The organism is Streptomyces sp. NPDC054883 (assembly GCF_053610645.1).
On the sequence record NZ_JBSGYT010000007.1, the window covers coordinates 39,560 to 65,650 of the forward strand.

Consider the following 26,091-nt stretch of genomic DNA (forward strand, 5'->3'; position numbering starts at 1 on the left):
GTTGTGCATGCGTGTCCTTGAAGCGGTAGAGGCTGGTCGTGTGAAGGGGCTGTTGGGCGGGGTCGACCGGTTGGGGACCGCTCGCTCGTAACGCGAGACGCTGCCGGTGCTGTCCGGGGACCGGGCGGGGGCGGTCCCCGTATCGGGGAGGCGCTCGGTCCCGAGCGGCAGGGGTGTGGGGGACCGGTCCCGCCTCGGTCCCCGTAGTGGTGGGTGGGGACGGTCCCCGATGTGGTGACCTGGCGGTCCCCGAACCGCCGCAGGGCGGTCCCGGATGGTGGGGACCGTAGGGACGGTCCCACCTGAGCCGGGGGCCGTCAGGCCGGGGTGACCTGCGGAAATAGAGTCGGGGACCGGTCCCCGTGGCGCCCGGCGCGCGCAGCGCAATCAGGGGACGGTCCCCGATCGACTGCTGTCGGTCCCCTCCTGGGGGAGGCCGCTGTCAGGCGGGGACCGGGGCCAGGGTGGGGACCGTGACAGGGACGGGGACGGGGACCGGGATGGGACGGCCCCCGAACGGCTCGGGTCAGTGGTTCGGTCCCCACGATGACGGGGACCGACCTGGGTGGGGACCGTGGTGGTCAGGAGCCTGACGGCTGGGTGCGTCGGCGGTCCGGGCCGGTGAGGATGACGCGCGTGGTCATCTCTGCCAGGCGGGAGGCGACGCGGTCCCCGACTGCGTTGCGGAGTTCCGCGATCGGCAGGTTGGTGGTGATCAGGGTCGGGAGCATCTCGGTGTAGCGGCGGTTGATCAGCCGGTACGTCAGCTCCTCGGTCCACTCGGACTGCTTGGCCGCGCCGAGGTCGTCCAGGATCAGGAGCGGGCATCGGCCGAGCTCCTGGATCTCCCGCTCGGGGTCGTGGTTGGGCCGGGGCCGGAGCTGGGCGTAGAGGTCGGCGGAGGTGACCGCCTGCCAGCGCAGGCGGACTCCGGCGGCCAGCAGCGAACGGACGGCTCCGTACGCCTGGTGGGTCTTGCCGATGCCGGTGGGCCCGGCGATCAGCAGCGAGGGGCCGTAGGCAATGCCCCGGGTACCGGCTGGCCCGTTCCGCCCGGCGCGGGTGACCGCCTCCACCCAGCCCAGGACTTCGGGTTGGGTGGCGAGTGCCTCGCGGTAGCGGGGCGGGATGCGGCGGTCGGCGAGTTCCAGGGCGGTCACCGGCTCCACTGTGGGCCCGGCTGGTGCGGCGTCGGGGTCGATGCCTTTGGCAGCGAGGATGGCCTGGAGACGGGCTGCCAGGGCGCCAGCACGCTGGGGTTCGCGGGTCGCGGTGGTCACAGCTGGCCTCCGTAAGCGGCTTCGGCGTCAACGGGGTTGGTGTACGGCTGAGGGACCCGGCGGGCGCCAGCGGCGGCCTGGGGCGGGTTCATGGCCTCGTTGACCAGGCTGGGCAGCAGGCTCGGGTAGAGGCTCTTGAGGCGCATGCGGTCGACCCCGGCTCGGATGTGGTCCGGGTCGATGCCTTCGTGCAGCAACTTGCTGATCTCCCGGCCGACATGGCCCAGGACCCTCTCCGGAGGGCGCTTCCCGCACGCGGCGGCGTACTCGGCGACCAGTTGCTGGGCCGTTGCGGTCTGGGGTGTGGCGGGGGCGCTCGCGCCTCCCAACGGAGATCCTAGATCCATGATCCTAGGTCCTAGATCCGGACCGTGAGGGCTCGGCGCGGGCTCCCGCATCTCCCCCTGATGCTGCACGGAGGGCTCACTGAACCCGCCCTGACCTGCGGATACGGGGATCAGTGAAGCGGCAGGAGGTGAGAGTGCGGGCTCTGGGGCGGGTGCCTGATGGTGCACGGACGGCTCACGGAGCCCTCCCTGCGCCAGCGGTGAAGTCAGGGGTACCCGGCCGCCGTCGTGGTAGGGGCAGTTCGGGTGCCGGACACCGCTGGGGCGGTTGACCTTCTGATGCTTGGAGAAGGTCACGATGTGCAGGTACCGCTTGCCGTCCTCCTCGCCCTCATAACGGCAGATGAGTTCATTGCCGGCGAGCTGGGTGAGGTCGTCCTCGACCTCGATCGGGCCGTGTTCGGGGCGCAGGGACCACAAGAGGCCCGCGATGACGGCGGACTGGTCACGGAACCGGCCGTGGTCGTCGGCCTGGGTGAGCAGACCGAAGAACGTCCGCTCCGCGGTGATGCTGACGGCGGCCAGCGATTCGGAGCTGAAGGCTTCTGGCTTGATGGTGCGGATGCGTGCCATTCCTATCGCCCCGCCTTCGCCTGCTGCCGGGACGGCGACGCCGGGGTGGGCGCGGGTGTGCGGACGGCTGCTTCGGCCGTACGGTTGGGCATAGACGTTCCTCAGATCCGTTCAGGAGTGGGCGGTTTGGACAAGGGACTCCCATCGGCTCTCGGCGCTGCAACGCCGGGAGCCGATTCCTTTGTCAGGGGTGCTTGGCCAAGACAGCCACACCCAGCCCGCGCAAGTCCAGCGAATCCGCACTCAAAAAGCGTCAGAGCGCATCGCTGATCGCGAACGTCTTCACAGTAAGGGCGAATCCCCGGTTGACCAAAAGGTCGACGGCGTAGGGAGAGCGGCGAAGATCGCACCCCGAAAGCCATTGACCGAGGCAGGCGAGGCGATCTATGTTTCCGCCCGCTCGGAGCCACTGATGGTGTGCGTATCTCTGTGGTCCGAGATGGGTCCTAGTTCCGCAATGGCTGCCTATGCGGGAATCGCCAGTTCGTTCTCCGCGAAACAGGCCCCAAAGTCCATGTCTGGGCTTCCGCGATTACGTGAATCCGGGAACCCGAGCTACAACAGACGCATGCCCCGAAGAGCTACGGAAATCGGTCCCGCCGGAGAACGGACCGCCGGTGCTATCGAGCGCCTGCGCACCTCGCGCGGGTTCGCCCAGCGCGAGCTCGCTGCCCGTGTCACCGAGCTCGGCCACCCCATGACCAACACCATGCTGTCCCGCATCGAACGCACCCGCCGGCGCTGCGACGTGGATGACCTCGTCGCCATTGCGGCCGCTCTCGGTGTCTCCCCACTCGCCTTGCTCCAGTCCGCGACGTAGGGGTCTGGGGTGGGTGCGCGGTGACGCCGCCCCGGCTTATACCCGACGATCCCCGGTCAGCCAAACCGGGGATTCTCCAGACCATAGAAGTAGTCCGCTCCACCTGCCTGACAGCAAGCGGGGGCGGGCTCGTCATGCCCGATGTCCGTCGCCGTAGGTTGTCGACGGATGACCCCGAAGGTTCGATACGTGCGAAGTGTTGCTTGTGACAGTGAATTGCTGGCGAATGCCCCTATGTCTCCCCGTGTGTCGCCGCTGCGGAGGGGTTTTCTGAACGTGCGTGAAGCTGCCGAATACCTGGGGTTGTCGCCCTGCACCCTTTACGTGTGGCGGCACCGTCGCCAAGGTCCGCCGAGTTTTCGGATGGGGCCGAGCGGACGTGTGATGTACCGGATCGAAACGCTTGACGAGTGGATCCGGGAACAGGAGCATGCGGACTCCCGCAGTAATGCTTCCCTAAGTCCGGTGAACGCTGCCCCGCAGCGCCGCGTCGGGTACCCGGCCACGGCCTGACCGATCTGCCCGGCCTTACCGCTCGCCCTACGTCCAACCCTTACCCTGAGGAATTCTTTGGCCGGCTATATCGAAGACCGTTGGATCAAAAAGAAAAAGGATCCCGTCACCGGGAAGCGTGAGCGTACGACCCGCTACGGCAAGGGGTCCCGATATCGTGTCGCTGGAATCCCGGGCGTCCGGGACATGTCGTTCGACGTGCTGGAGGACGCCAAGGGGTGGCTGCGGAGGTCTGGCACCGACAGCGAACGAGGCGAGTTCGTCGACCCGCGCGACGGTTCCATCACCTTGACGGACTTCGTCACGCGCCACTGGCGCGCCGGCGTTCGCGGCGCGCCCGGCACGGTCAAACGAGTTGACGAGCGTGTACGACTCCACATCCTTCCGCACCTCGGTGCGGTGGCGCTGCGCGACGTGTCGGCGACTGTCCTGCGCGGCTACATAGCCACGCTCGAAGGCGAGTGCTCTCCGCGGTACGCCCGGCAGATCCTCACCTCGCTGTCGAACATCTTCGAGACCGCGATCGACGACAAGCGCCTCGTCCGCAACCCGATGCGGGCCAAGACGGTGCGTTGGCCGAAGGCCCCCGACGAGGACCGTGACGCGTGGCCGCTGGCAACGGCACAGAGGGTGCGGGACGTGATCAATCCTCGCTACCGGATCGCGGTCGTCGTCGCGCTGGGGTGTGGGCTGCGCCAGGGAGAGGTGTTCGGGCTGTCGCCGAGGGACTTCGACTTCGAACGCGGTGTCATCCGGGTGCGCAGGCAGGTGCAACTTCTCTCCGGGCGGCTCTACTTCGCCCTGCCCAAGGGTGGCAAGACGCGCATCGTCGACATGCCCCGGTCTGTGGCCACGGAACTGGCCGCGTACTTCCTCGACCATCCGGCGGTCGACGTCGAGCTCCCCTGGGGCGGACCGGAGCCCGACCGGGAGAAGCAGAGCTTCCCGCTCGTCCTCACGACGACGTACGGCAATGCCATCCGCGCCAACATCTTCAACGACGAGGCTTGGAAGCCGGCCCTCGCCGCGGCCGGAGTCATTCCCGTACGGGAGAAGGGTGCGCGGTGGAAGGCTTCACGCAAGGACGGCTTCCACGTGCTCCGGCACACTTACGCCTCGGTCCTCCTCGAAGCGGGCGAGTCCATCGTCACGCTCGCCCGGTGGCTCGGTCACTCAAGCCCGACCATCACCCTTGACCACTACGCCCACTTCATGCCGGAGGCCGGCGGCAAGGGCCGCGCGGCCATCGATGCGCTGCTCGGTACGGTGCCCGAGTACGTACCTGAGGACCTCGTTTCCTCTCACGGCAGCCTCTGAGAGCCCGTACCGACAGCGGTCGCCTGCGCCCGGCAATGTTCCAGTCCAGCCGTCACCTCCGCCCGGTCCGGGCCGTCCTCGGTCGCCAGGAGTTCCCCGGCCGTAACCATGGCCGTCCAGAACTCGGGAGGTGAGCCCCGCCCGTTCCTGAACCGGGTCTGCGCGAAGAGCAGGAAGATCTTCGTGAGCTCCCCAGTACGAAACCAGGGGATCAAGCCACCAGGAAAGCCTCCGCGGGCACAGGCTGCGGTCCACAACAGGTCGCGGATCCGCTCACCGCGACCGTCCAGTACTCGGTCCACAACGAACACGTGCCCACAGGCGAGAAGCATGGCGACGAGGTCTTCCTCTCCCACCTCGAACTCCTCGAAGAGGGGCCGAACCTCGCGGATCCGGACTTCGGCGTCTGTCCGGGGGACTCCCAGGGCCAGACATAGGGACAACGCGCAGGCGTCCCACTCACCGGTGCGCGCGGCCAGTTCGGCGAAGACCTCCTCCTCGCCGCGTCCGGTGGCCAGCATCTCGCGAGCCCCCAGAACCAGCGCGTCCTCGCCTTCCCCATGATTCATGGCCAGAGGCTACAGCGACGCTCGAACGCGATAGAGGAGCGTGGTGACTTGAGTGAGCGTCCCCCATTCCCCCGTGGTGGGGATCGTGCCGAATCAGCGAGTTCGGCGGTGATCACTCGCGTCCGATCGAGGGTTCCGGCCGGTCGTGCAGGTGACGACGCTGGGTTCAGCGGCAGAGCTGCATGATGGTGTCGTCGAAGTCGGGGAACTCCTGGGCCGCTAGCTGGATCACGGCTGCCGCCGACCGGCGCTGGTTCGGTGCGAATCCTTCGGCGATGGCTGCCAACTCCGGATTGGGTCGAGCCTTCCAGCCGGGCTCGTACGAGGTGGCGGCTTCCCAGGGGCCGAAGCCGTCGGCCAGTAGCCACAGGAAGTCGCCCAGGTCGAGGGCGACGACACCGGTCTCGCCCTCGGAGCCGAGGAAGACCACGGGCTGCTCGGCCAGTGGCCGGCTCGGGCGGATGAGCCAGATCGCGGCGTACCCGCCCGTGCCGTCCTGTCCGAACACGCGGAAGTCGTTGCCGTCCAGTTCGCTGTTTCCGGTCCATGCCTGGAGCCAGTCGGTGGTCTCGGCAGCGGACAGGAAGGCCGGGAAGGGTTCGAAGTCGACACCGGTCTTCCCGTCGGCGTAGTCGAATCGAACGGCCATCGCAGTGGCGAGCGCGGCGGGGAACTGGCGGTCATCGGTGGGCTTCACGGAGACAGGCTAGACAGGGGGTCGGACATCGACGCTCTACGGGCTGGGTTGTTGGACGACTGCCGGTTTGTAGTCGTCGGGGGAGACAGGGACAGACCTGGTCGCGACAACGGGTGGCACAGCATCTGCTGTGCCACCCACTTTCGTTACCCTCCGTAGTTGCGTGCAGTCGAAGGTGGTCGGCGGAGCGGGAGGGGTAGTCCCAAGGTGCGGGGGAGTACCCGACACGGGCGGGCTGCGGATTCTCCCCAGATTCTCCCCAGGGGGTCCTGTGGGCCACTTCTAAGCGTTCGCAAGAGCTAAGTTGATCAATGGTTCTGCTGTGCGGTCTACAGCCAGTCGCGCTTCTTGAAGATGACGTAGAGGCTGACGCAGACCACTGCCATCAGCAGGATTGCGAAGGGATAGCCGACGGCCCAGTGCAGTTCCGGCATGGTCTCGAAGTTCATGCCGTAGATGGTTCCCACCAGTGTGGGTGCAAACAGGATGGCGGCCCACGAGGAGATCTTCTTGATCTCCTCGTTCTGTTCGAAGCCGGCCTCCGCCAAGGCGCGCATTTCGGCGTTCTGTTGTTGGGAGACCAGGGTGGCGTTGACCGTCAGGATTTCGGTCAGCGCCTGGCGGAAGCCGTCCACGCGTTCGCTGGTGTGGGTGACGTGGTCGGCGACGTCGCGGAGGTAGCGCTGGAGTTCCTCGTCCGTGCCGTACTTGGCGAAGCCGGCCATCAGGCCGTGCAGCATGCCGACCAGGGGGCGGGTCGCGCGCTGGAACTCGACCATTTCGCGGGAGAGTTCGTAGATGCGGCGCGAGACCTCGGGGTCGCCGCGGAAGACCTCGGTCTCGATCTCGTCCATGTCGTTCTGGACGCCCTCCACTACCGGGGCGTAGCCGTCGACCACCGCGTCGAGGATGGCGTACAGGGCGGCCTCCGGGCCCAGGGAGAGGAGTTCCGGGGCCGCCTCCATGCGGCGGCGCACCGCCGAGAGGTCGGGGGCCGCGCCGTGGCGGACCGTGATCAGGAAGTCCGGGCCGACGAAGATGTGGAGTTCGCCGAAGTCAACCTCCTCCGGCGCGTCCAGGTAGCGCGCCGCGCGCAGGACGACGAACAGCGTGTCGCCGTAGCGCTCCAGCTTGGGGCGCTGGTGGGCCTCCAGGGCGTCTTCGATGGACAGCGGGTGGAGGTTGAACTCGGACGCCAGGGAGTGGAGTTCGGACTCCGTCGGGCGGTGCAGGCCGATCCAGGCCATCCCCTCGGGCTGTTCGCGCAGCTGCCGGAAGGTGTCGGCGAGGGTGGCGGGGGAGGCCACGCGGCGGCCGTCGCGGTAGACCGCGGAGTCGATCACGCTGCGGTGGTCCGACGGAGTCGGCGGCGAGGGCCGCGGGCGGCCCGTGCGCGGCGAGGGGCGGCGGTCTGGGCGCTCCGGCATCGCAGTCAGCTCCCGGTGGCTCGGTGGGTCAGGGACCCGTCGAACGGATGTTTAGGGGCAAGGGGCAGGATATATGGGCAAAGGGAGGGCCGTTCGTCTTGCGGACCGAACGTGTCCGCAAGGCGCGTTAGCGTGCGGCCATGGCCTCCACGACCACGCATCCGGTACTCGGCACCCGCGCGCTCAACCGTGCCACGCTCGCCCGCCAGCTGCTGCTGCACCGCGCCCCGATGTCCGCGGCCGAAGCCGTCGCGCACCTCGTCGGGCTCCAGGCGCAGAACGTCCAGCCGCCCTACTTCCAGCTGCACGCCCGCCTCGCCGGCTTCCGCCCCGCCGAGCTGGCGCAGTTGATGGAGTCCCGGGAAGTGGTGCGCATGGTCACGATGCGCTCCACCCTGCACACCCACACCGCACACGACGCGCTCACCCTCAGGCCGCTCGTCCAAGGGGCCCGAGACCGGGAGATCGGGAACTTCCGCTCCGGCCTCACCGGAGTCGACCTGGACCGGCTGGCGCGGACCGCGCGCGCCTTCGTGGAGGCCGAGCCGCGCACCATGGGGGAGATCCGGGAAGAGCTCCTCGCCCACTGGCCGGGAGCCGACCCGCAGGCGCTGTCCGTGGCCGCCCGCTGCCGGCTCCCGCTCGTGCAGGTCACGCCCCGGGGCGTGTGGGGCCGAAGCGGCCAGGTCCGGCTCACCACCGCCGAGCACTGGCTCGGGCGCCCGGCGGGGGAGCCCCAGCGCCTGGACGACGTCGTGCTGCGCTACCTCGGCGCCTTCGGACCCGCCTCGGTGAAGGACATGCAGACCTGGGCCGGCCTGACCCGGCTCCGGGAGGCCTTCGAGCGGCTGCGCCCGCGCCTGCTCGCCTTCCGGGACGAGAACGGCGTCGAGCTGTTCGACCTCCCCGACGCGCCCCGGCCCGGTCCCGACACCCCGGCCCCGCCCCGCTTCCTCCCCGAGTTCGACAACCTCCTGCTCTCGCACGCCGACCGCACCCGCGTCGTCCCCCCGCAGCTCAAGGGCCGCAGCTGGGCGGGCAACCAGGCCTTCCGCACCCTCCTCGTGGACGGCTTCCTCGCCGGGCTCTGGACGGCGGAGGCGGGGGTGCTCACCGTCGAGCTGCTGACCGCGGTGCCGAAGGCGGCCGAGGACGAGATCGTCGCCGAAGGGGAACTGCTCCTCACCGAGATGGGGACCGGCCCCGCCGGCCAGGACCGCGTCCGCGTCCGCTTCGGGTCAATCCGCGGCTGACGCCGTCTAGTGATCCACAGCCCCACGCGGCACGATTCCTCACATGACGGAGAACAGCGCCACCGCACAGTTCCTGGCCGCCCGCGACTTCCTGCTCGAACGCCGCGGGGACTACGAAGCCGCCCGGGCCGGCTTCACCTGGCCCCGCCCCGAACGCTTCAACTGGGCCCTGGACTGGTTCGACCACATCGCCGCCGGCAACGGTGCCGACGCCCTGCGGATCGTGGAGGAGGACGGTACGAGCCGGGGGGTCTCCTTCGGAGAGCTGGCCGTGCGCTCGGACTCGGCCGCGAACTGGCTGCGCGCCCAGGGCGTCGCCGCCGGCGACCGGATCCTGGTCATGCTCGGCAACCAGCGCGAGCTGTGGGAAGTGATGCTCGCGGCGATGAAGCTGCGCGCGGTCGTCATCCCCGCCACCCCGCTGCTCGGCGCGGCCGACCTGCGCGACCGGGTCGAGCGCGGGCAGGTGCGCCACGTCATCACGCGCACCGAGGACACCGGCAAGTTCGACGAGGTGCCCGGCGCCTACACCCGTATCGCCGCCGGTCTCCAGGTGCCCACCGGGTGGCGCCGCCTGGAGGACATGTACCAGGCGGACAGCGGGTTCACCCCTGACGGCGAGACCCTGGCCGACGATCCCCTGATGCTCTACTTCACCTCCGGCACCACCGCCCGCCCCAAGCTGGTCGAGCACACGCACGCCTCGTACCCGATCGGACACCTGTCCACCATGTACTGGGTGGGGCTGCGCCCCGGCGACGTCCACCTCAACATCGCCTCGCCCGGCTGGGCCAAGCACGCCTGGTCCAACCTCTTCACGCCCTGGAACGCGGGCGCGACCGTGTTCGTGCACAACTACACCCGCTTCGACGCCGAGCGGCTGATGGCGGAGATGGACCGGGGCGGCGTCACCACCTTCTGCGCCCCGCCGACCGTCTGGCGGATGCTGATCCAGTCCGACCTCGGCCTGCTCCGCAACCCGCCGCGCGAGGCCGTCGCGGCCGGTGAGCCGCTCAACCCCGAGGTCATCGAGAAGGTCCGCGAAGCCTGGGGCGTGACCGTGCGCGACGGGTTCGGGCAGACCGAGACCACCCTGCAGATCGGCAACTTCCCGGGCGCCCCGGTCAAGCCCGGCTCGATGGGCCGCCCGGCGCCCGGCTACGAGATCGTGCTCCTGGACCCCGTCACCGGCAAGGAGTCGCCCGACGAGGGCGAGCTCTGCGTGGACCTGCGCACCCGCCCCGCCGGGGTGATGACGGGCTACCGCGACGATCCGGAGCGGACGGCCGAGGCGATGGCGGACGGCCTCTACCGCACCGGGGACATCGCCTCGCGCGACGCCGAGGGCTACCTCACCTACGTGGGCCGGTCCGACGACGTCTTCAAGGCCTCCGACTACAAGATCAGCCCGTTCGAGCTGGAGAGCGCCCTGCTGGAGCACGAGGCCGTCGCCGAGGCGGCCGTCGTCCCGGCCCCGGACGCGCTGCGGCTCGCCGTCCCCAAGGCGTACGTGACCCTCGCCGCCGGCTGGGAGCCCGGAGAGGAGACGGCCCGGGTGCTGTTCGAGCACTCCCGGGCCGTGCTGTCCCCGTACAAGCGGATCCGCCGCATCGAGTTCGGCGAGCTTCCGAAGACCGTGTCCGGCAAGATCCGCCGGGTGGAGCTCCGGGAGCTCACCGAGGCGGGCTCGACCACGGAGTACGACGAGGCCGACCTCCGCTGAGGCCGGATCAGGCCGGATCGGATCGGGCCGGATCAGTTCGGCCCGGCTCCGATCAGGCGGACAGCTGTGCCTCGATCGCCGCGATCACCTCGGGCGCCTCGGGCTCGGTGCGCGGGCGGAAGCGCGCCACGACCTCACCGGCGGGGGAGATCAGGAACTTCTCGAAGTTCCACTGGATGTCCCCCGCCTCCCCGTCCGCGTCCGGGGTCTTCACCAGCTCCTGGTACAGCGGGTGCCGGTGCTCGCCGTTGACCTCGGACTTCTCCAGCATCGGGAAGGTCACCCCGAAGCCCGCCGCGCAGAACGTCTGGATGTCGTCCGCGGAGCCCGGCTCCTGGCCGCCGAACTGGTTGCACGGCACGCCGATGACCGTGAAGCCCTTCTCCTCGTACTTGAACTGCAGCCGGGCCAGTCCCGAGTACTGGGGGGTGAGGCCGCACTGGGAGGCGGTGTTCACCAGCAGGATCGCCTTGCCCTTGTAGGCGGCCAGGCTGGTGGGCTCGTCGGACAGCGTGGTCAGCGGGATGTCGTACAGGCCCATCGGGTTCTCCTCGGCAGACGCGGATAAGCAATACCCCCCGAGACTAGGGCCCCGTACCGACGAGTGCGTCGGCCGGGTCGTTGACCGGCTGCGGCATGCCCGTGAGGTCCATGACGAACAGCGGTATTCCCAGGTCGTCGGCGCGCGAGCGGGCGTCCGAGGTGTACCCGGCGAGGGAGAAGTAGACGCTCGTCGCGGAGGCCGTCAGCCCGTTCAGCCACACGCACTCCACCGCCCGCAGGCCGGCCGGCGCCGTACTCGGGTCCACCTGGGCGACCACGCCGGGAGCCCGCAGGTCCACCGCCGCCGACGGGATCGGCGGCCCGTCGGGCTGCCGTACGTCCTGGAAGCCGAGCCAGCGCAGGTAGAGCGCGGCCGTCGCCACCGCGTCCCGGGCCGTGCGGATGGTCACGGGCCGGAACGGCGGCCGCGACACCGGCGTCCCCGGCAGCGGGTGGTCCGGATCCGGCTCCTGGCCCGGCCCCCGGTCGTGCCCGGGCCCCGGCCGGCGGTGGGCGGCCGGGCCGAAACCGTGCGCCCGGCCGCCGTCAGGCCGTACGTCGTACCCCGCGCCCGCCGCGCCCCGCGCAGCGGCGTCCGCCGGCGGCGGATCCGGCGCGTGCACCGCAACCAGCACCACCGTTCCGCACGAGCCGCACCCCACCTCCGGGTGCGGCCACTCGCTCTCCCTGCCGCAGGCCCCGCACCGTACGGTCACCCAGCTGTCCCTCCAGGTGCGGTGGGTCAGCGGCAGTGGGGGCGCCGCGAGGTCCAGCGGCGGGGTGATCGGGCTGCCGCAGGCGCACGGGTAGACCGGCGCGGTGTACCCGTTCTCGCGCTGGCACGCCGGGCAGCGCACCGGTACCGCTTCCGCCATGAGACCTGGACCCCCTCCGTCGCTGTGCGTGCCCCCATGCTCCACCACGTGCGACCGGCCCGACGGGAGCGGGCTCGATTTCCCGCCACGTGGGCGCCGATTTGTGCGACCGACCGACCGACAAGCGGCTTTTGGTGGTTTCCGGGGTGCCGAAGCGCCTTGACGTGCGCAGAGCTCGCCGCTTAGCTTGTTCCGTATAGCAGAACAAAACTTCCGTATGACGGAAACTGCCTGACCGCCACACCGCAGGAGACCTCGATGCCTCGTATGACAGCCGCCGCCGCTGCAGTGGAGATCCTCAAGCGCGAGGGTGTCGCGCACGCGTTCGGCGTCCCCGGCGCTGCGATCAACCCGTTCTACCGCGAGCTCAAGAACGTCGGTGGCATCAAGCACACCCTCGCCCGCCACGTCGAGGGCGCCTCGCACATGGCGGAGGGCTACACCCGCACCGCGCCGGGGAACATCGGCGTCTGCATCGGTACCTCCGGCCCCGCCGGCACCGACATGATCACCGGTCTGTACTCGGCGATCGCGGACTCCATCCCGATCCTGTGCATCACCGGCCAGGCCCCGGTCTCCAAGCTCCACAAGGAAGACTTCCAGGCCGTCGACATCGCCTCGATCGCCAAGCCGGTCACCAAGAAGGCCACCACCGTCCTGGAGGCCGCGCAGGTCCCGGGCGTGTTCCAGGAGGCCTTCCACCTGATGCGCTCCGGCCGTCCCGGCCCGGTCCTCATCGACCTCCCGATCGACGTCCAGCTGACCGAGATCGAGTTCGACCCCGAGACCTACGAGCCGCTGCCGGTCTACAAGCCCCGCGCCACCCGCGCCCAGGCGGAGAAGGCCGTCCGCTTCCTGCTGGACTCCGAGCGACCGCTGATCGTCGCCGGTGGCGGCATCATCAACGCCGACGCCTCCGACCTGCTCGTCGAGTTCGCCGAGCTGACCAACATCCCGGTCATCTCCACCCTGATGGGCTGGGGCGTCATCCCCGACGACCACGAGCTGAGCGCCGGCATGGTCGGCGTCCAGACCTCGCACCGCTACGGCAACGCGACCTTCCTGGAGTCGGACTTCGTCCTCGGGATCGGCAACCGCTGGGCCAACCGCCACACCGGCTACAACCTGGACGCCTACCTGGGCGACCGCAAGTTCGTCCACGTCGACATCGAGCCCACCCAGATCGGCAAGATCTTCGCCCCGGACTACGGCATCGCCTCCGACGCCAAGGCCGCGCTGGAGCTCTTCATCGAGATCGCCAAGGAGCTCAAGGCCGAGGGCAAGCTCCCGGACTACAGCGCCTGGGTCGCCTCGCACCTGGAGCGCAAGGGCACGCTGCAGCGCCGTACGCACTTCGACAACATCCCCATGAAGCCGCAGCGCGTCTACGAGGAGATGAACAAGGCGTTCGGCCCCGAGACCCGCTACGTCACCACCATCGGTCTGTCCCAGATCGCCGGTGCGCAGATGCTGCACGTCTTCAAGCCGCGCCACTGGATCAACTGCGGCCAGGCCGGCCCGCTCGGCTGGACCATCCCGGCCGCGCTGGGTGTCGCCTCCGCCGACCCGGAGAACCCTGTCGTCGCGCTCTCCGGCGACTACGACTTCCAGTTCATGCTGGAAGAGCTGGCAGTCGGCGCGCAGCACAAGATCCCGTACGTCCACGTCCTGGTGAACAACGCCTACCTGGGCCTGATCCGCCAGGCGCAGGGCGGTCTCGGCATCAACTTCGAGGTCAACCTGGAGTTCGAGAACATCAACGCGCCCGAGCTCGGCGTCTACGGCGTCGACCACGTCAAGGTCGTCGAGGGCCTCGGCTGCAAGGCGATCCGCGTCACCGACCCGAACGAGCTGGGCGCGGCCTTCGAGGAGGCCAAGAAGCTGGCCGCCGAGTACAGCGTCCCGGTCGTCGTCGAGGCGATCCTGGAGCGCGTCACCAACATCTCGATGAGCAAGACGGTCGACATGAGCGACGTCACCGAGTTCGAGGAGCTGGCGACCGAGCCGGGCCACGCCCCGACCGCGATCCGTCCGATCTCGGCCTGATCCACCGGCGTCACCGCACGAACGAACGGCCCCCGGAAACCGCCAGGTTTCCGGGGGCCGTTCGTCGTTCGCACCCGGGCCGGCCGCTCCGCCGTGCCGTGCACGCGGCCGCGGAGGGCGCGCCGGACGGGGATGGCGCCGGGGCCTCCGCGACCGGGCCCGGATCACGTCAGGCGGACGCCGCAGGGCCGGTTCCCGGGCGCGTACGAGGGACCGGGGGCCCGAGCCTGCTGATGGGTCCGTCCGGCGCGTGAGCGCTACTGGCGGCGCTGCCCGAGGACGCAGAACTCGTTGCCCTCGGGGTCTGCCAGTACGACCCACGACTGGTCACCCTGGCCGATGTCGACGCGCTGTGCGCCATGAGCCACCAGACGGGCCACCTCGGCGGCCTGGTCATCGGGCCTGAAGTCGAGGTGCAGTCGGCTCTTGGCCTTCTTGGCCTCCTCGAGCCGGACGAACTCCAGCCCCGGCAGACGCTCCGGCGCCGGGCGGATCTCGAACTCGTCATCGGAGGAGTGGACCACCACCCAGCCAAGAGCCTCGGCCCACCACTGCCCCAAGGCCGCCGGATCTGCGGAGTGAACGATTACCTGTTCCCATTCCAAGGTCATCTGCCGATCCTAGAGCTGCCGGGACTCCGAAAAACAGGCCCGCAGCCCGGCGTTCGGCACCCGGAGTCGAGCTGGCCCGGCTCCAAAGAGGCCGCCGAGGTCACGGCGGCTTGTACGGCGTGCCCGACGGGGTGCGCGGACGAGGCCACTGCTTCGGAGCTCGCGCACGCACCGGTGGACCTGGCGGGGGATCGCCGCCCGCGCACGACAAAGCGCCGGGTCACGGGACCGTCCGTGACTCGGCGCTTTGGGTTTGACCGCCCGACGGTGCGAGGCTGGCGCGACAGGACGTTCGCGCCGCCGGGCGGGGCTGGGACTTGTGTACAGGGGACTCTGTGCGTGGCCCCTGTACACAAGTGGCTGGGACCGTGGCGGGCGGGCGACGAGAACTCCGGCGTCGTCTCCCTCAGGTCAAGAGACGGGCCTCGGAACCCATTACCACCGCACTGGCTCGCACGCTCGCCACGGTCCTCACGCGGCGCCGGCCGCAAGGCCGGCGCTGTCCGCCCGTACCGCGTACCACCCCTCATCCGGGTCCGCGGTCCGGGCTCAGCACCCGGGGCCTGACCTCCCGTCAGGCCCCCGGTACAGCCGGGTGGCTCAGGCGTCGCGCAGGGCGCGGACGGCCTCCTCGACGCGCTTGCCGTAGTCGGCGTCCGCGGCGTGGAAGTGAGCCAGGTTCTTCTCGATGACGTCCTCGAGGGTGACCTGCGACAGGCCGCCCGCGATGTTCGCCACCAGACGCTGCTTCTCGGCCTCCGACATCAGTCGGTAGAGCTCGCCGGCCTGGAAGAAGTTGTCGTCCTTCGTGTGGGCCGGGGCCTCGTGGGTGCCCGTGTAGCCGGAGACGGCCTTCGGGGCGCCGAGCGCCAGACCGGTCTCGGCCGGACCCTGGTACGAGTTGGGCTCGTAGTTCTTGTCGTGGCGCGAGCCGTTGCGCAGCGCCATGACGCCGTCGCGGCCGTAGTTGTCGGCCTTCGTCGCCTTCGGGGCGTTGACCGGCAGCACGGTGTGGTTCACACCGAGGCGGTAGCGCTGGGCGTCGGCGTACGCGAACAGGCGGCCCTGGAGCATCTTGTCCGGCGAGGCGGTGATGCCCGGGACGAAGTTGTTCGGGGAGAAGGCGGACTGCTCGACCTCGGCGAAGACGTTGTCCGGGTTGCGGTCGAGGACCAGCCGGCCCACGCGCTGCAGCGGGTAGTCGGCGTGCGGCCACACCTTGGTGAGGTCGAACGGGTTGAAGCGGTAGTCCGCGGCCTCGGCGGCCGGCATGATCTGGACGTAGAGGGTCCAGCTCGGGTTCACACCGCGCTCGATGGCCTGGAGCAGGTCCGTCTGGTGCGAGTTGGCGTCCTTGCCGACGAGCTCGGCGGCCTGCTCGGACGACAGGCAGCGGATGCCCTGGTTCGTCTTGAAGTGGTACTTGACGAAGAAGGCCTGGCCGTTCTCGTTCGTCCACTGGTAGGTGTGGGAGCCGTAGCCGTTCATGTGGCGGTACGACGCCGGGATGCCGCGGTCACCCATCAGCCAGGTGATCTGGTGCGTCGCCTCGGGGGCGTGCGCCCAGAAGTCCCAGACGTTGTCCGGCTCCTGCTTGCCCGTGAAGGGGTCGCGCTTCTGGGAGTGGATGAAGTCGGGGAACTTGATCGGGTCCTTGATGAAGAACACCGGGGTGTTGTTGCCGACGAGGTCGTAGTTGCCCTCTTCGGTGTAGAACTTCAGCGCGAAGCCGCGCGGGTCGCGGACCGCGTCCGCGCCGCCGAGGGAGTCCGCGACGGTGGAGAACCGCAGGAAGGTCTCGGTCTTCTTGCCGACCGTGTTCAGGAAGGCGGCGCTGGTGTACGCGGTGACGTCGTCGGTCACCTCGAAGTGGCCGTACGCGGCCGAGCCGCGGGCGTGCACCACGCGCTCCGGGATGCGCTCACGGTTGAAGCGGGCGAGCTTCTCAAGGAGCTGCTGGTCCTGGATCAGGAGCGGGCCACCGACGCCGGCGGTGGCGGAGTTCTGGTTGTCGGCGACCGGGGCGCCGGACTCGGTCGTCAGCGTGCGCTTCGACATGGTGACCTTCCGTACGGGTAACTGCTGAGACGGAAGGCGTCTTCCGTCATGCGGAACAGCCTAATTTCGGCGTGAACACGACGTCAACAGTTTGTTGAAAGAAAGAGTGGGGAGGTGATCCGGACGGTGCCGGCGCTTGGGCGCGACAGGACAGGTGTCAGCACCGGCACCATCCGGAAACTCGGATCCCCGCGGACGGGGAAGAGCGCGGCCCGGCGGGCGGGCCGCGGGCTCGTCAGACCTGCGAGCCGGAGAGGCGCTCGACCGCGCGGAGCAGGGCCGAGTGGTCCAGGCCGCCGTCACCCTGGGCGCGCAGCGAGGCGACCAGCTGGGCGACGACCGCGCCGACCGGGAGGGCCGCACCGACGTTGCGGGCGGCGTCGGTGACGATGCCCATGTCCTTGTGGTGCAGGTCGATCCGGAAGCCGGGCTTGAAGTCGCGGTTCAGGAAGTTGTCCTTCTTGCGGGTCAGGACCGTGGAGCCGGCCAGACCGCCGTTGAGGACGTCCAGGGCCGCCTGGAGGTTCACGCCCGACTTCTCCAGGAAGACGACGGCCTCGGCGCACGCCTGGATGTTCACCGCGACGATGAGCTGGTTGGCGGCCTTCACCGTCTGGCCGGAGCCGTGCGGACCGCACAGGACGATGGTCTTGCCGAGCGTCTCCAGGATCGGGAGGGCCGCGTCGAAGTCGGCCTGCTCGCCACCCACCATGATCGACAGGACGGCCTCGATGGCGCCGGCCTCGCCGCCGGAGACCGGGGCGTCGATGACGCGGATGCCCTTCTCGGCGGCGTTCTTCGCGAGGTCGGCCGAGGTCTGCGGGGTGATCGACGACATGTCGATGATCAGCGCGCCGGACTTGGCGTTCGCGAGGATGCCCTCGGGGCCGTAGTTGATGGCCTCGACCTGCGGGGAGGCGGGCACCATCGTGATGATCACGTCGGCGTCCTTGACGGCCTCGGCGATCGAGCCGGCCGCGGTGCCGCCGGCGGCGGCCAGGCGCTCCAGCTTGTCCTGCTCCAGCGTGTAGCCGGTGACCGGGTAGCCGGCCTTGATGAGGTTCTCGGACATGGGGGAGCCCATGATGCCGAGACCGATCCAGGCGATCGAGGGAAGCGCGGGGGAGGTGCTCATGATGAGGGTCCTTCTCTTAATGCTTTGTACGAAAAGTGCGGGGGGTGCCTGGCTGATCGCCCGGACTTGGTCCGCCTACTTGGCGGCGCGGGCCGCGGCCGGCAGCCACTCGAAGGACGCGGCCGCGTCGGCGGCCTTGTACTCCAGGCCCACGTAGCCCTCGTATCCGGCCTTCTTCAGCTGGTCGAGCAGTTCTTCGAGGGGCAGCTCGCCGGTGCCCGGGGCGCCGCGGCCCGGCTTGTCGGCGATCTGGACGTGCCCGGTCTTGGCGGCGTACTTTTCGATGACCTCGGAGAGGTCCTCATCGTTCATCGCCAGGTGGTACAGGTCGAGCAGGAACTTGGCGTTGCCGAGACCGGTGGCCTCGTTGACCTTGTCCACGACCTCGATGCCGGCCGGGGCGCTCACCAGCGGGTAGAGCGGCGACTCCGGCTTGTTGAGGGTCTCGATCAGGAGGACCGCGCCCACCCGGTCCGCGGCCTTGGCCGCCGTGACCAGGTTCTCGAGGGCCAGCTCGTCCTGGACCGCGGGGTCCACGCCGTCGACGCGGTTGCCGTAGAGGGCGTTCAGCGCCTTGCAGCCGACCGAGGCCGCGAAGTCGGCGGCCACGTTGATGTTGGCGTTGAAGCGGTCCGACTCCTCACCGGGGACCGACACCGCGCCGCGGTCCGGGCCCGGCAGCCGGCCGGCGTAGAAGTTCAGGCCCACCAGCTGGGTGCCCGCGTCCTCAAGAGCCTTCTTGAGTGCGTCGAGCTCCGCCCGGGCGGGGGTGGGGGTCTCGATCCAGGGCCACCACAGCTCGACCGCCGTGAAGCCGGCCGCGGCGGCAGCCGCAGGACGCTCCAGGAGCGGGAGTTCCGTGAAGAGGATCGAAAGGTTTACATCGAAGCGCTGGTCCGTGTATCCCATGAGGGGTGTGCGCTCCTTCCGTATTGCGGAAGTTAGTTTCTGCTTGATGGAAGACTGCATCGAGGTTCGCGTGGCTGTCAAGTGCGCACTGCCGAAAAGTCCCAGCTGCGGGGTAGCTTGGCCCGCGTGCGATTGAGAGTGGAGTTCACGACCGAGCCCTTCGACCTCGAAGAGGCTCCCGCCCATGCCGTGGCAGCGCGCGAGGTGATTCAGGCGGCGCGGCTCGACGCGGTGGACGTCGGCCCGTTCGGCAACACCGCGGAGGGCGAGTCCGGCGAGGTGCTGACCGCCGTGGCCGCGCTGCTGCGCAACTCGCTGGAAGCCGGGGCCACGCGCGTGTCGCTCCAGGTCAATGTGATCCCGGAAGGCACCACCCCATGACCGAGCCCCGCGATCACCCGTTCGTCACCGCCGTCAAGCCGTTGGTCGACGCGATGGGCGGCGAGCTGATGGACCCGGCCCAGGCGCAGCCCGACGACGTCGTGCTCAGCTGGGAGGGCCAGGAGCTGCTCGCCGTGCGCCTGCCCCAGCTCTCCGACTCGCTGGACCACATCCTGGCGGCGCTGGAGCGCCGGCACGGCGTACCGTTGGCGCAGCTCGACCGGAAGTCCAAGCAGGACGTGGTGCGCATACTGGAGGCGCGCGGCGCCTTCTCCGTGCGGCACGGCGTGGAGACGGTCGCCGGCGCCCTGGGCGTGAGCCGCTTCACCGTCTACAACTACCTGAACAGGGATTCCGGCCCGACCAAGGGCTCCGGTAAGAACAGCCGGCAGTGAATGCCCACTGACCCGCAGTGACGAGCCGCCGTCCGATTCACCCGGGCGGCGGCTTTTGTGTACGGGAAGTTTCAACAAAGTGTTGACGGGGTGTTGTCGAGGGCGTTAGCTATGCGCAGCCCGTCAAAAGCAACAACAGGCCACGGAGGCCTACCGTGACTTCGAGTCCGACCCCGGGTCTCACCCGGTTCAACACCTTGGACGACAGTGCGGCCACGGCCGTGCTGCACGAGGTGTGCGCCAGTTCGGCCTGGGGGAGCAAGCTGCTCGCCCAGCGCCCCTTCACCACCGTCGAGGCGCTCTTCTCGGCCAACGAGTCCGCCATGGCGGAGCTCACCGCCGAGGACCTGGCCGAGGCGATGGCGGGACACGCGCCGATCGGCCGCCCGAAGCCGGGAGACCCGACCTCCGCCCGCGAGCAGCGCGGCATGGCCGGCGCCTCGGAGGAGCTGCGGGCCGAGCTCCTCGAACTCAACCTGGCGTACCAGGAGAAGTTCGGCCACGTCTTCCTCATCTGCGCCACCGGTGCGACCGGTGAGTTCATGCGGGACGCGGTCAAGGTACGGATCGGCAACTCGCCGGAGCAGGAGCGGGAGATCGCCCGCGGCGAGCTCGTGAAGATCAACCGGATCCGTCTGACCCGACTCGTGGAGGAAGAGAGCGCATGAGCACCGACACCACGGCTTCGGTGTCCACGCACATCCTGGACACCAGCATCGGCCGTCCCGCCGAGGGCGTCGCCATCTCCCTGTCGGCCCGCACGGGCCTCGACGGGGAGTGGAAGCCCCTGGGCGGCTCCGCCACCGACGCGGACGGCCGCTGCAAGGACCTCCCGGCCCTGCCGGAGGGCACCACCCACGTGCGTCTCGACTTCGAGACCGAGACGTACTTCTCGTCCAAGAACGGCTTGGGCGAGAACAGTTCGAACAAGCAAGCCGAGGCGCAGCAGGACGCCCCCCGCGTAAGGGACAGCGGTGCGTTCTTCCCCGAGGTCACCATCACCTTCGCGGTGAACCCGGGCGAGCATTACCACGTACCGCTGCTGCTCAACCCGTTCGGCTACTCCGTTTACCGAGGGAGCTAGCAGACATGCCCACGATTCTCGGCCAGAACCAGTACGGCAAAGCAGAGAACCGCGTAGTCAAGATCACGCGGGACGGCGACACCCACCACATCAAGGACCTGAACGTCTCGGTCGCCCTCTCGGGCGACATGGACGACGTCCACTACTCCGGCTCGAACGCCAACTGCCTGCCGACCGACACCACCAAGAACACGGTGTACGCGTTCGCCAAGGAGCACGGCATCGAGTCCGCCGAGCAGTTCGGCATCCACCTGGCGCGCTGGTTCGTCAACAGCCAGGAGCCGATCCAGCGTGCGCGCATCCGGATCGAGGAGTACGCCTGGGACCGGATCCCCACCTCCGACGCCAACTCGAAGTTCATCGGGTCGGACGAGGTGAAGCACTCCTTCGTGCGCAAGGGCATGGAGACCCGGGTCACCCAGGTCACGTACGACGGCACGAACTGGGAGGTCATCTCCGGCCTCAAGGACCTCGTCGTCATGAACTCCACGAACTCCGAGTTCTGGGGTTACGTGAAGGACAAGTACACGACCCTCAAGGAGGCCTACGACCGCATCCTGGCCACCCAGGTGTCGGCCCGCTGGCGCTTCAACTGGTCGGACGACGAGCAGCGGATGCCGAACTGGGAGAAGTCCTACGCCGAGACCCGCAAGCACATGCTCGAGGCCTTCGCCGAGACCTACTCCCTCTCGCTCCAGCAGACCCTGTACCAGATGGGTTCGCGCATCATCAACCACCGTTCGGAGATCGACGAGGTCCGCTTCTCGCTCCCGAACAAGCACCACTTCCTCGTCGACCTGGAGCCCTTCGGCCTCAAGAACGACAACGAGGTCTACTTCGCGGCGGACCGCCCGTACGGTCTGATCGAGGCGACGGTCCTGCGCGACGGCGTCGACGCCCGTATCCCCGTGGACATGACCAACCTCTGATGCGGTACGCGTCTCCCGGGGCTCCGCAGTGGCCCCGGGACGGCGCGACACCTCCACAACTTCCTGAATCGGCACCCGGACGCACCCCAGGGGCGGCAGTACTGTCAGCTGCCAAGGCCCCCGGCTCCGGCACTCAATTCCCCTGGGTTTTGCCGGGCCCGTACCGCCACTGAAAGCACGAGGAAGTCCCATGGCAGCATCGGCAGCCCCGGACAGCGCCGTCGAGCGCATCGTCATCGAGAACTGTGCGATCGCGACCGTCGACGCCAACGACACCGAATACGCCTCGGGTCACATCGTCGTCGCCGGCAACAAGATCGAGTCCATCGGCGCGGGCAAGGCCCCCGAGAACCTCGAGAACGTCGTCCGCCGGATCGACGGCACCGGGCACCTCGTGACTCCCGGTCTGGTCAACACGCACCACCACTTCTACCAGTGGATCACGCGCGGTCTGGCCACCGACCACAACCTCTTCAACTGGCTCGTCGCGCTCTACCCGACCTGGGCGCGCATCGACGAGCAGATGGTCTACACGGCCGCGCAGGGCTCCCTGGCGATGATGGCCAAGGGCGGCGTCACCACCGCCATGGACCACCACTACGTCTACCCCAAGGGCTCCGGCGACCTCTCCGGCGCGATCATCCGTGCCGCGTCCGAGATGGGCGTCCGCTTCACCCTCGCCCGCGGTTCCATGGACCGCAGCGAGAAGGACGGCGGCCTGCCGCCGGACCACGCCGTCGAGACCCTCGAAGGCGCGCTCGCCGACACCGAGGCGACGGTCAAGAAGCACCACGACCACTCCTTCGACGCGATGACCCAGGTCGCCGTCGCGCCGTGCTCGCCCTTCTCGGTCTCCACCGAGCTGCTCAGGCAGGGCGCCGAGCTGGCCCGCCGCCTGGGCGTGCGCATGCACACGCACGGCAGCGAGACCGTCGAGGAAGAGCAGTTCTGCAAGGAACTGTTCGGCATGGGCCCGACCGACTACTTCGAGTCGACCGGCTGGCTCGGCGAGGACGTGTGGATGGCGCACAGCGTCCACATGAACGACTCCGACATCGCCGCGTTCGCCCGCACCAGGACCGGCGTCGCGCACTGCCCCTCTTCCAACGCCCGGCTGGCGGCCGGCATCGCCCGGGTACCGGACATGCTCGCCGCCGGCGTACCGGTCGGCCTCGGCGTGGACGGCACCGCCTCCAACGAGTCCGGCGAGCTGCACACCGAGCTGCGCAACGCGCTGCTCATCAACCGCCTGAACCCCGTCCACCGCGAGCGCGCCCTGAACGCGCGCCAGGCCCTGCGCCTGGGTACGTACGGTGGCGCCCAGGTCCTCGGCCGCGCCGACAACATCGGTTCGCTGGAGGCCGGCAAGCTCGCCGACCTGGTGATGTGGAACCTGGGCACCCTGGCCCACTCCTCCATCGCCGACCCGGTCACCGCGCTCGTGTTCGGCGCGGCCGCCCCGGTGACCCTCTCGATGGTCAACGGCAAGCAGATCGTCGAGGACAACCGGCTGCTCTTCGCCGACGAGGACGCGATCGCCGTGTCCACGCGGGACGAGGCCCGGCGTCTGGCGCGCATCACCGCCCAGGGCTGATTCCTCCCCGGCTTCCGCCGAAGGGACCCGCACCCGGCCACCGCCGGGAAGGTCCCCCCAGAAGTCCGGCCGGGGGGGACGGCCCCCGGCCGGCGGCCGCGGACCCGAGCGGGGTCCGCGGCAGCCGTTCCCGGGAAGCGCCCGAGGAAAGATTCCGAAGGCGCTCCCGGGCACGGTGACTCGTGACTCGTGACACCGCATCGCAGTGAAACCCATTGCGCCACTGCGCCCCCGCCACCCCGCCGCCGTACCGCCGTACCGCCCTGCGCGGAACCGATTCGGGCGAACCGTTTCCACAACTCCCGGGGCACCACGGCACCCAGCACCGACACAACTTAAAACAGGCTCGACTCGCACAGCTTTCGCACCACCTCCCTGACACCCATGTCCCTGCCGACGTGTTAACCGACCGGAGGAAGCCGTGGCCAAGGCGCCCAGGTTTCGCAAAGATGCAGTCGCAGTACCGGAGGAGAAGCACCCGGTCGACGAGACCCTGCCTCCGCTGAAAATGTTCACGAGCGGTCTGCAGCACGTGGCCGCCATGTACGCGGGTGTCGTCGCCCCGCCGATGATCGTCGGCCCCGCCGTCGGTCTCTCCGCCACCGAGACGGCCTTCCTGATGGGCGCCTCGCTCTTCACCGCAGGCCTCGCCACCCTCCTCCAGACCCTCGGTTTCTGGAAGATCGGCGCCAAACTCCCGTTCGTCAACGGCGTCTCCTTCGCCGGAGTGACCCCGATGATCGCCATCGGGAAGGGCGAGGGCGCCGATGCCATCCCCGTCATCTTCGGCGCGATCATCGTCGCCGGACTCGTCGGCTTCCTCGCCGCGCCCTACTTCGGCAAGCTCGTCCGCTTCTTCCCGCCCGTCGTCACCGGTACGGTCATCACCCTGATCGGCGTCTCGCTGCTCCCGGTGGCCTTCAACTGGTCGCAGGGCGGCAACCGCACCGCCACCGACTACGGCTCGATGAAGAACATCGGCATGGCCGCGCTCACCCTGGTGATCGTGCTGGTGATGCGCAAGTTCCTGCGCGGGTTCCTGCAGCAGATATCGATCCTGCTCGGCCTGGTCGCCGGCACGCTGATCGCGGTCCCGCTGGGCATGACCAGCTTCGACGCCGTCCGCAACGCGGACGTCGTCGGCTTCCCGACGCCGTTCCACTTCGGCGCCCCGCAGTTCCAGGTGGCTGCAGTCATCTCGATGTGCATCGTGATGCTCGTCTGCATGACCGAATCCACCGCCGACATCCTGGCCCTGGGCAAGATCGTGGGCCGGCCGGCGGACGCGAAGACCATCGAGGGCGGCCTGCGCGCCGACACCCTCGGCAGCGCCCTCAGCCCGCTGTTCAACGGCTTCATGTGCAGCGCCTTCGCCCAGAACATCGGGCTCGTCGCGATGACCAAGGTGCGCAGCCGGTTCGTCGTCGCCGCGGGCGGCGGCATCCTGATCCTGCTCGGGCTCTGTCCGGTGGCCGCCTCGGTCATCGGCGTGGTTCCGCTGCCCGTCCTCGGCGGCGCGGGCATCGTCCTGTTCGGCTCGGTCGCGGCCAGCGGGATCCAGACCCTGGCGGGCGCGGCGATGGAGAAGGGCGAGAACGCCCTGATCGTGGCGGCCTCGGTGGGCATCGGCCTGATACCGATCGCGGCGCCCGGCTTCTACCACGCCTTCCCCAAGGACCTGCTGGTCGTCCTCGACTCGGGCATCAGCACGGGCTGCGTGGTGGCGATCGTGCTGAACCTGGCCTTCAACCACCTCGGAGCGAAGAAGGAACCGGCCGGGGAGGCGGCCGTGGAGCCGGTCTTCGTGCACTGAGGGCGCGGGAAGCCGCGGGTCCGGGTACCGCGTGCGGCGGTACGGACGTCACCCACTGCGGGTGTGACGTCCGTACCGCCGCACGCGCACGCCGTCAGGCCGGCCGGACGGCGTGGTCCGGCGCCGCCCCCGGGACCAGGTCCGCCCAGATGTCCGGGGTGACCGTACGAGTCCGCCGGCCCCGTTCGTCCAGCACCTGTGCCTCCGACTTGCGTACGTGCAGCGCCACCGCGGAGTCCGTGATCCGCATCCCGGGCAACCGCCGGGACAGCTCCGAGGTGTAGCGGGAGAGGCCTTCGACGGTGCGCAGCCGCGCGGTGATCATGAAGTTCCAGCGCCCGCTGACCGACATGCAGGTCCGCGTCTCGCGCAGCCCCACGGCGGCCGCCGCGCACTCGCCCAGCTCGTACTCCGGCACCTCCGCCCACAGCGTCGCCGCCACCGGCCAACCCGACAGCGCCGACGCCATGGCGCAGCTGTAGCGCAGGCCCTGCCCCGCCTCCAGCCGGCTCAGCCGCCGCCGTACGGTCGACTCGCTCATCCCGCACTCCCGGGCCAGCGAGGCCACGCTGCGCCGGGCGTCGGCGGCCAGGGCCAGGGCCAGCGGCCGGTCCTCCTCCGTCATGGCGGCCATGGCCGGCGCCACCGCCGCGCCCTGGGCGGGGGAGCGCCTGCTCCGCCCGGTCAGCAGGCCGATCTGGGCCGGCGTCAGCTGGTCCAGGCGCCACCGGTCGGGCGCGTAGTGCACCGCCGTCACCATCGACGAACGGGTGCCGACCACCCCCGGGACCCGCTGCACCCGGAAGGAGAGGTACCGGTACAGCGCGGGGAGGTCCGGCACGGCCACGAAGGCCAGCAGGTCCCGGCCGCCGGTGGTGTGCTCCAGACCCAGGGAGTGCGGATCGGCGACCAGGGCCGCACCCACGGCCGGGGCGGCGCCCGCCTCGCACATCACCTCCACCCATGCCATGCAGGGCGCGTTGGTCCCCGTACGCAGGCCGAGCCCCGAGATCCAGGCCTCTCCGGCGCCGGTGAGCCGCTCCCAGCGGCGCGCGAGGGTGTCGGGGCGCGTACCGAGCACCGGCGCCAGTCGCTCCCAGCTGGCCCGGGGCGCGAGCTGGAGTGCGTGGACGAGCGCCCGGTCGGTGTCGTCCACGGCGGAAACGGCCGAATTCATATCCTCCCCCTGGCGGATCTCC

General features: G+C 69.5%; 25 protein-coding genes. 13 read left to right on the forward strand and 12 right to left on the reverse strand.

Translation table 11 applies throughout. From position 1 onward, the window contains the following. Nucleotides 1-581 precede the first annotated feature (581 nt). Both ACWGH1_RS07785 and ACWGH1_RS07790 read right to left on the reverse strand, forming a co-directional pair. A complete protein-coding gene (locus tag ACWGH1_RS07785) occupies nt 582-1,280 on the reverse strand; it encodes an ATP-binding protein (protein ID WP_453353021.1) in 699 nt (232 codons plus the stop codon). After that, entirely contained in the window at nt 1,277-2,200 is a 924-nt protein-coding gene (locus tag ACWGH1_RS07790) for a hypothetical protein (protein WP_453353022.1), read from the reverse strand. The genes ACWGH1_RS07785 and ACWGH1_RS07790 overlap by 4 nt, the downstream gene beginning before the upstream one ends. Nucleotides 2,201-2,768: 568 nt before the next feature. Between ACWGH1_RS07790 and ACWGH1_RS07795 the strand changes: the two genes are divergently transcribed. From ACWGH1_RS07795 to ACWGH1_RS07805, 3 genes are all read left to right on the forward strand, one after another. Beyond that, on the forward strand, nt 2,769-3,020 hold the full coding sequence (locus ACWGH1_RS07795) for a helix-turn-helix domain-containing protein (protein WP_453353023.1): 252 nt from the start codon (nt 2,769-2,771) through the stop codon (nt 3,018-3,020). Nucleotides 3,021-3,254: 234 nt separating this feature from the next. After that, complete coding sequence (locus ACWGH1_RS07800; protein WP_453353025.1) at nt 3,255-3,533, forward strand: helix-turn-helix transcriptional regulator; 279 nt, start codon at nt 3,255-3,257, stop codon at nt 3,531-3,533. A gap of 57 nt (nt 3,534-3,590) precedes the next feature. Further along, entirely contained in the window at nt 3,591-4,850 is a 1,260-nt protein-coding gene (locus ACWGH1_RS07805; protein WP_453408519.1) for a tyrosine-type recombinase/integrase, read from the forward strand. Here the strand turns inward: ACWGH1_RS07805 and ACWGH1_RS07810 are convergent. From ACWGH1_RS07810 to ACWGH1_RS07820, 3 genes are all read right to left on the reverse strand, one after another. Further along, complete coding sequence (locus ACWGH1_RS07810) at nt 4,835-5,419, reverse strand: hypothetical protein (RefSeq protein ID WP_453354760.1); 585 nt, start codon at nt 5,417-5,419, stop codon at nt 4,835-4,837. The genes ACWGH1_RS07805 and ACWGH1_RS07810 overlap by 16 nt on opposite strands. 166 nt (nt 5,420-5,585) lie before the next feature. Continuing rightward, on the reverse strand, nt 5,586-6,116 hold the full coding sequence (locus ACWGH1_RS07815) for an SMI1/KNR4 family protein (RefSeq protein ID WP_453354761.1): 531 nt from the start codon (nt 6,114-6,116) through the stop codon (nt 5,586-5,588). Nucleotides 6,117-6,445: 329 nt separating this feature from the next. Beyond that, nucleotides 6,446-7,543, reverse strand: coding sequence for a magnesium and cobalt transport protein CorA (locus ACWGH1_RS07820; RefSeq protein WP_453354762.1), 1,098 nt, complete (start codon nt 7,541-7,543; stop codon nt 6,446-6,448). Between the two features lie 140 nt (nt 7,544-7,683). Here ACWGH1_RS07820 and ACWGH1_RS07825 point away from each other — a divergent pair, with 140 nt between their 5' ends. After that, nucleotides 7,684-8,796 (forward strand): winged helix DNA-binding domain-containing protein, encoded by a 1,113-nt coding sequence (locus tag ACWGH1_RS07825; protein WP_453354763.1) that lies wholly within the window; start codon nt 7,684-7,686, stop codon nt 8,794-8,796. Nucleotides 8,797-8,839: 43 nt separating this feature from the next. After that, nucleotides 8,840-10,519 (forward strand): AMP-binding protein, encoded by a 1,680-nt coding sequence (locus tag ACWGH1_RS07830; protein WP_453354764.1) that lies wholly within the window; start codon nt 8,840-8,842, stop codon nt 10,517-10,519. Between the two features lie 52 nt (nt 10,520-10,571). On the opposite strand, the gene ACWGH1_RS07835 is transcribed toward ACWGH1_RS07830, so the two are convergent. Both ACWGH1_RS07835 and ACWGH1_RS07840 read right to left on the reverse strand, forming a co-directional pair. After that, entirely contained in the window at nt 10,572-11,060 is a 489-nt protein-coding gene (locus ACWGH1_RS07835; protein WP_453354765.1) for a glutathione peroxidase, read from the reverse strand. Between the two features lie 43 nt (nt 11,061-11,103). After that, entirely contained in the window at nt 11,104-11,937 is an 834-nt protein-coding gene (locus tag ACWGH1_RS07840; protein ID WP_453408520.1) for a hypothetical protein, read from the reverse strand. Between the two features lie 258 nt (nt 11,938-12,195). Here ACWGH1_RS07840 and gcl point away from each other — a divergent pair, with 258 nt between their 5' ends. Next, nucleotides 12,196-13,983 carry a glyoxylate carboligase gene (gene gcl / locus ACWGH1_RS07845; protein ID WP_453357361.1) on the forward strand — a complete coding sequence of 596 codons (1,788 nt, stop codon included), beginning with the start codon at nt 12,196-12,198 and terminating at the stop codon, nt 13,981-13,983. Between the two features lie 257 nt (nt 13,984-14,240). Here the strand turns inward: gcl and ACWGH1_RS07850 are convergent, their stop codons facing one another. The 4 genes from ACWGH1_RS07850 to ACWGH1_RS07865 all read right to left on the reverse strand — a co-directional run bounded on the left by ACWGH1_RS07850 (nt 14,241) and on the right by ACWGH1_RS07865 (nt 18,696). After that, the gene (locus ACWGH1_RS07850) at nt 14,241-14,594 is read right to left on the reverse strand and encodes a VOC family protein (RefSeq protein WP_453408521.1); all 354 of its coding nucleotides are present in this window, start codon (nt 14,592-14,594) and stop codon (nt 14,241-14,243) included. A gap of 600 nt (nt 14,595-15,194) precedes the next feature. After that, entirely contained in the window at nt 15,195-16,652 is a 1,458-nt protein-coding gene (locus ACWGH1_RS07855; RefSeq protein WP_453354646.1) for a catalase, read from the reverse strand. A 235-nt stretch (nt 16,653-16,887) separates the two neighbouring features. Then, complete coding sequence (locus ACWGH1_RS07860; RefSeq protein ID WP_453354645.1) at nt 16,888-17,787, reverse strand: 2-hydroxy-3-oxopropionate reductase; 900 nt, start codon at nt 17,785-17,787, stop codon at nt 16,888-16,890. A 75-nt stretch (nt 17,788-17,862) separates the two neighbouring features. Further along, nucleotides 17,863-18,696, reverse strand: coding sequence for a TIM barrel protein (locus tag ACWGH1_RS07865; RefSeq protein WP_453354644.1), 834 nt, complete (start codon nt 18,694-18,696; stop codon nt 17,863-17,865). 126 nt (nt 18,697-18,822) lie between these two features. On the opposite strand from ACWGH1_RS07865, the gene ACWGH1_RS07870 reads away from it, so the two are divergent. The 7 genes from ACWGH1_RS07870 (at nt 18,823) to ACWGH1_RS07900 (ending at nt 24,892) form a co-directional block, all read left to right on the forward strand. Continuing rightward, on the forward strand, nt 18,823-19,077 hold the full coding sequence (locus tag ACWGH1_RS07870) for a hypothetical protein (RefSeq protein WP_453354643.1): 255 nt from the start codon (nt 18,823-18,825) through the stop codon (nt 19,075-19,077). Continuing rightward, on the forward strand, nt 19,074-19,472 hold the full coding sequence (locus ACWGH1_RS07875) for a helix-turn-helix domain-containing protein (RefSeq protein WP_453354642.1): 399 nt from the start codon (nt 19,074-19,076) through the stop codon (nt 19,470-19,472). Before ACWGH1_RS07870 ends, ACWGH1_RS07875 begins: the two co-directional genes overlap by 4 nt. Nucleotides 19,473-19,627: 155 nt before the next feature. Continuing rightward, nucleotides 19,628-20,140 carry a 2-oxo-4-hydroxy-4-carboxy-5-ureidoimidazoline decarboxylase gene (uraD, locus tag ACWGH1_RS07880; RefSeq protein ID WP_453354641.1) on the forward strand — a complete coding sequence of 171 codons (513 nt, stop codon included), beginning with the start codon at nt 19,628-19,630 and terminating at the stop codon, nt 20,138-20,140. Then, nucleotides 20,137-20,556 (forward strand): hydroxyisourate hydrolase, encoded by a 420-nt coding sequence (gene uraH / locus ACWGH1_RS07885; protein ID WP_453354640.1) that lies wholly within the window; start codon nt 20,137-20,139, stop codon nt 20,554-20,556. Before uraD ends, uraH begins: the two co-directional genes overlap by 4 nt. A 5-nt stretch (nt 20,557-20,561) precedes the next feature. Continuing rightward, complete coding sequence (pucL, locus tag ACWGH1_RS07890; RefSeq protein ID WP_453354639.1) at nt 20,562-21,485, forward strand: factor-independent urate hydroxylase; 924 nt, start codon at nt 20,562-20,564, stop codon at nt 21,483-21,485. 190 nt (nt 21,486-21,675) lie between these two features. Further along, complete coding sequence (locus ACWGH1_RS07895; protein WP_453354638.1) at nt 21,676-23,079, forward strand: 8-oxoguanine deaminase; 1,404 nt, start codon at nt 21,676-21,678, stop codon at nt 23,077-23,079. A 421-nt stretch (nt 23,080-23,500) separates the two neighbouring features. Then, nucleotides 23,501-24,892, forward strand: coding sequence for a nucleobase:cation symporter-2 family protein (locus ACWGH1_RS07900; RefSeq protein ID WP_453357649.1), 1,392 nt, complete (start codon nt 23,501-23,503; stop codon nt 24,890-24,892). Nucleotides 24,893-24,986: 94 nt separating this feature from the next. Here ACWGH1_RS07900 and ACWGH1_RS07905 read toward each other — a convergent pair whose 3' ends face one another. Further along, nucleotides 24,987-26,069 (reverse strand): Lrp/AsnC family transcriptional regulator, encoded by a 1,083-nt coding sequence (locus ACWGH1_RS07905; protein WP_453355321.1) that lies wholly within the window; start codon nt 26,067-26,069, stop codon nt 24,987-24,989. Between the last annotated feature and the right edge of the window lie 22 nt (nt 26,070-26,091).

What these genes read in the sequence shown, in the direction of transcription:
- ACWGH1_RS07790 (WP_453353022.1), bottom strand. Translation starts at nt 2,200, where the DNA reads ATGGCACGCATCCGCACCATCAAGCCAGAAGCCTTCAGCTCCGAATCG.
- ACWGH1_RS07795 (WP_453353023.1), top strand. Translation starts at nt 2,769, where the DNA reads ATGCCCCGAAGAGCTACGGAAATCGGTCCCGCCGGAGAACGGACCGCC.
- ACWGH1_RS07800 (WP_453353025.1), top strand. Translation starts at nt 3,255, where the DNA reads ATGTCTCCCCGTGTGTCGCCGCTGCGGAGGGGTTTTCTGAACGTGCGT.
- ACWGH1_RS07810 (WP_453354760.1), bottom strand. Translation starts at nt 5,419, where the DNA reads ATGAATCATGGGGAAGGCGAGGACGCGCTGGTTCTGGGGGCTCGCGAG.
- ACWGH1_RS07820 (WP_453354762.1), bottom strand. Translation starts at nt 7,543, where the DNA reads ATGCCGGAGCGCCCAGACCGCCGCCCCTCGCCGCGCACGGGCCGCCCG.
- ACWGH1_RS07825 (WP_453354763.1), top strand. Translation starts at nt 7,684, where the DNA reads ATGGCCTCCACGACCACGCATCCGGTACTCGGCACCCGCGCGCTCAAC.
- ACWGH1_RS07830 (WP_453354764.1), top strand. Translation starts at nt 8,840, where the DNA reads ATGACGGAGAACAGCGCCACCGCACAGTTCCTGGCCGCCCGCGACTTC.
- ACWGH1_RS07835 (WP_453354765.1), bottom strand. Translation starts at nt 11,060, where the DNA reads ATGGGCCTGTACGACATCCCGCTGACCACGCTGTCCGACGAGCCCACC.
- ACWGH1_RS07840 (WP_453408520.1), bottom strand. Translation starts at nt 11,937, where the DNA reads ATGGCGGAAGCGGTACCGGTGCGCTGCCCGGCGTGCCAGCGCGAGAAC.
- gcl (WP_453357361.1), top strand. Translation starts at nt 12,196, where the DNA reads ATGCCTCGTATGACAGCCGCCGCCGCTGCAGTGGAGATCCTCAAGCGC.
- ACWGH1_RS07850 (WP_453408521.1), bottom strand. Translation starts at nt 14,594, where the DNA reads ATGACCTTGGAATGGGAACAGGTAATCGTTCACTCCGCAGATCCGGCG.
- ACWGH1_RS07855 (WP_453354646.1), bottom strand. Translation starts at nt 16,652, where the DNA reads ATGTCGAAGCGCACGCTGACGACCGAGTCCGGCGCCCCGGTCGCCGAC.
- ACWGH1_RS07860 (WP_453354645.1), bottom strand. Translation starts at nt 17,787, where the DNA reads ATGAGCACCTCCCCCGCGCTTCCCTCGATCGCCTGGATCGGTCTCGGC.
- ACWGH1_RS07865 (WP_453354644.1), bottom strand. Translation starts at nt 18,696, where the DNA reads ATGGGATACACGGACCAGCGCTTCGATGTAAACCTTTCGATCCTCTTC.
- ACWGH1_RS07875 (WP_453354642.1), top strand. Translation starts at nt 19,074, where the DNA reads ATGACCGAGCCCCGCGATCACCCGTTCGTCACCGCCGTCAAGCCGTTG.
- uraH (WP_453354640.1), top strand. Translation starts at nt 20,137, where the DNA reads ATGAGCACCGACACCACGGCTTCGGTGTCCACGCACATCCTGGACACC.
- pucL (WP_453354639.1), top strand. Translation starts at nt 20,562, where the DNA reads ATGCCCACGATTCTCGGCCAGAACCAGTACGGCAAAGCAGAGAACCGC.
- ACWGH1_RS07895 (WP_453354638.1), top strand. Translation starts at nt 21,676, where the DNA reads ATGGCAGCATCGGCAGCCCCGGACAGCGCCGTCGAGCGCATCGTCATC.
- ACWGH1_RS07905 (WP_453355321.1), bottom strand. Translation starts at nt 26,069, where the DNA reads ATGAATTCGGCCGTTTCCGCCGTGGACGACACCGACCGGGCGCTCGTC.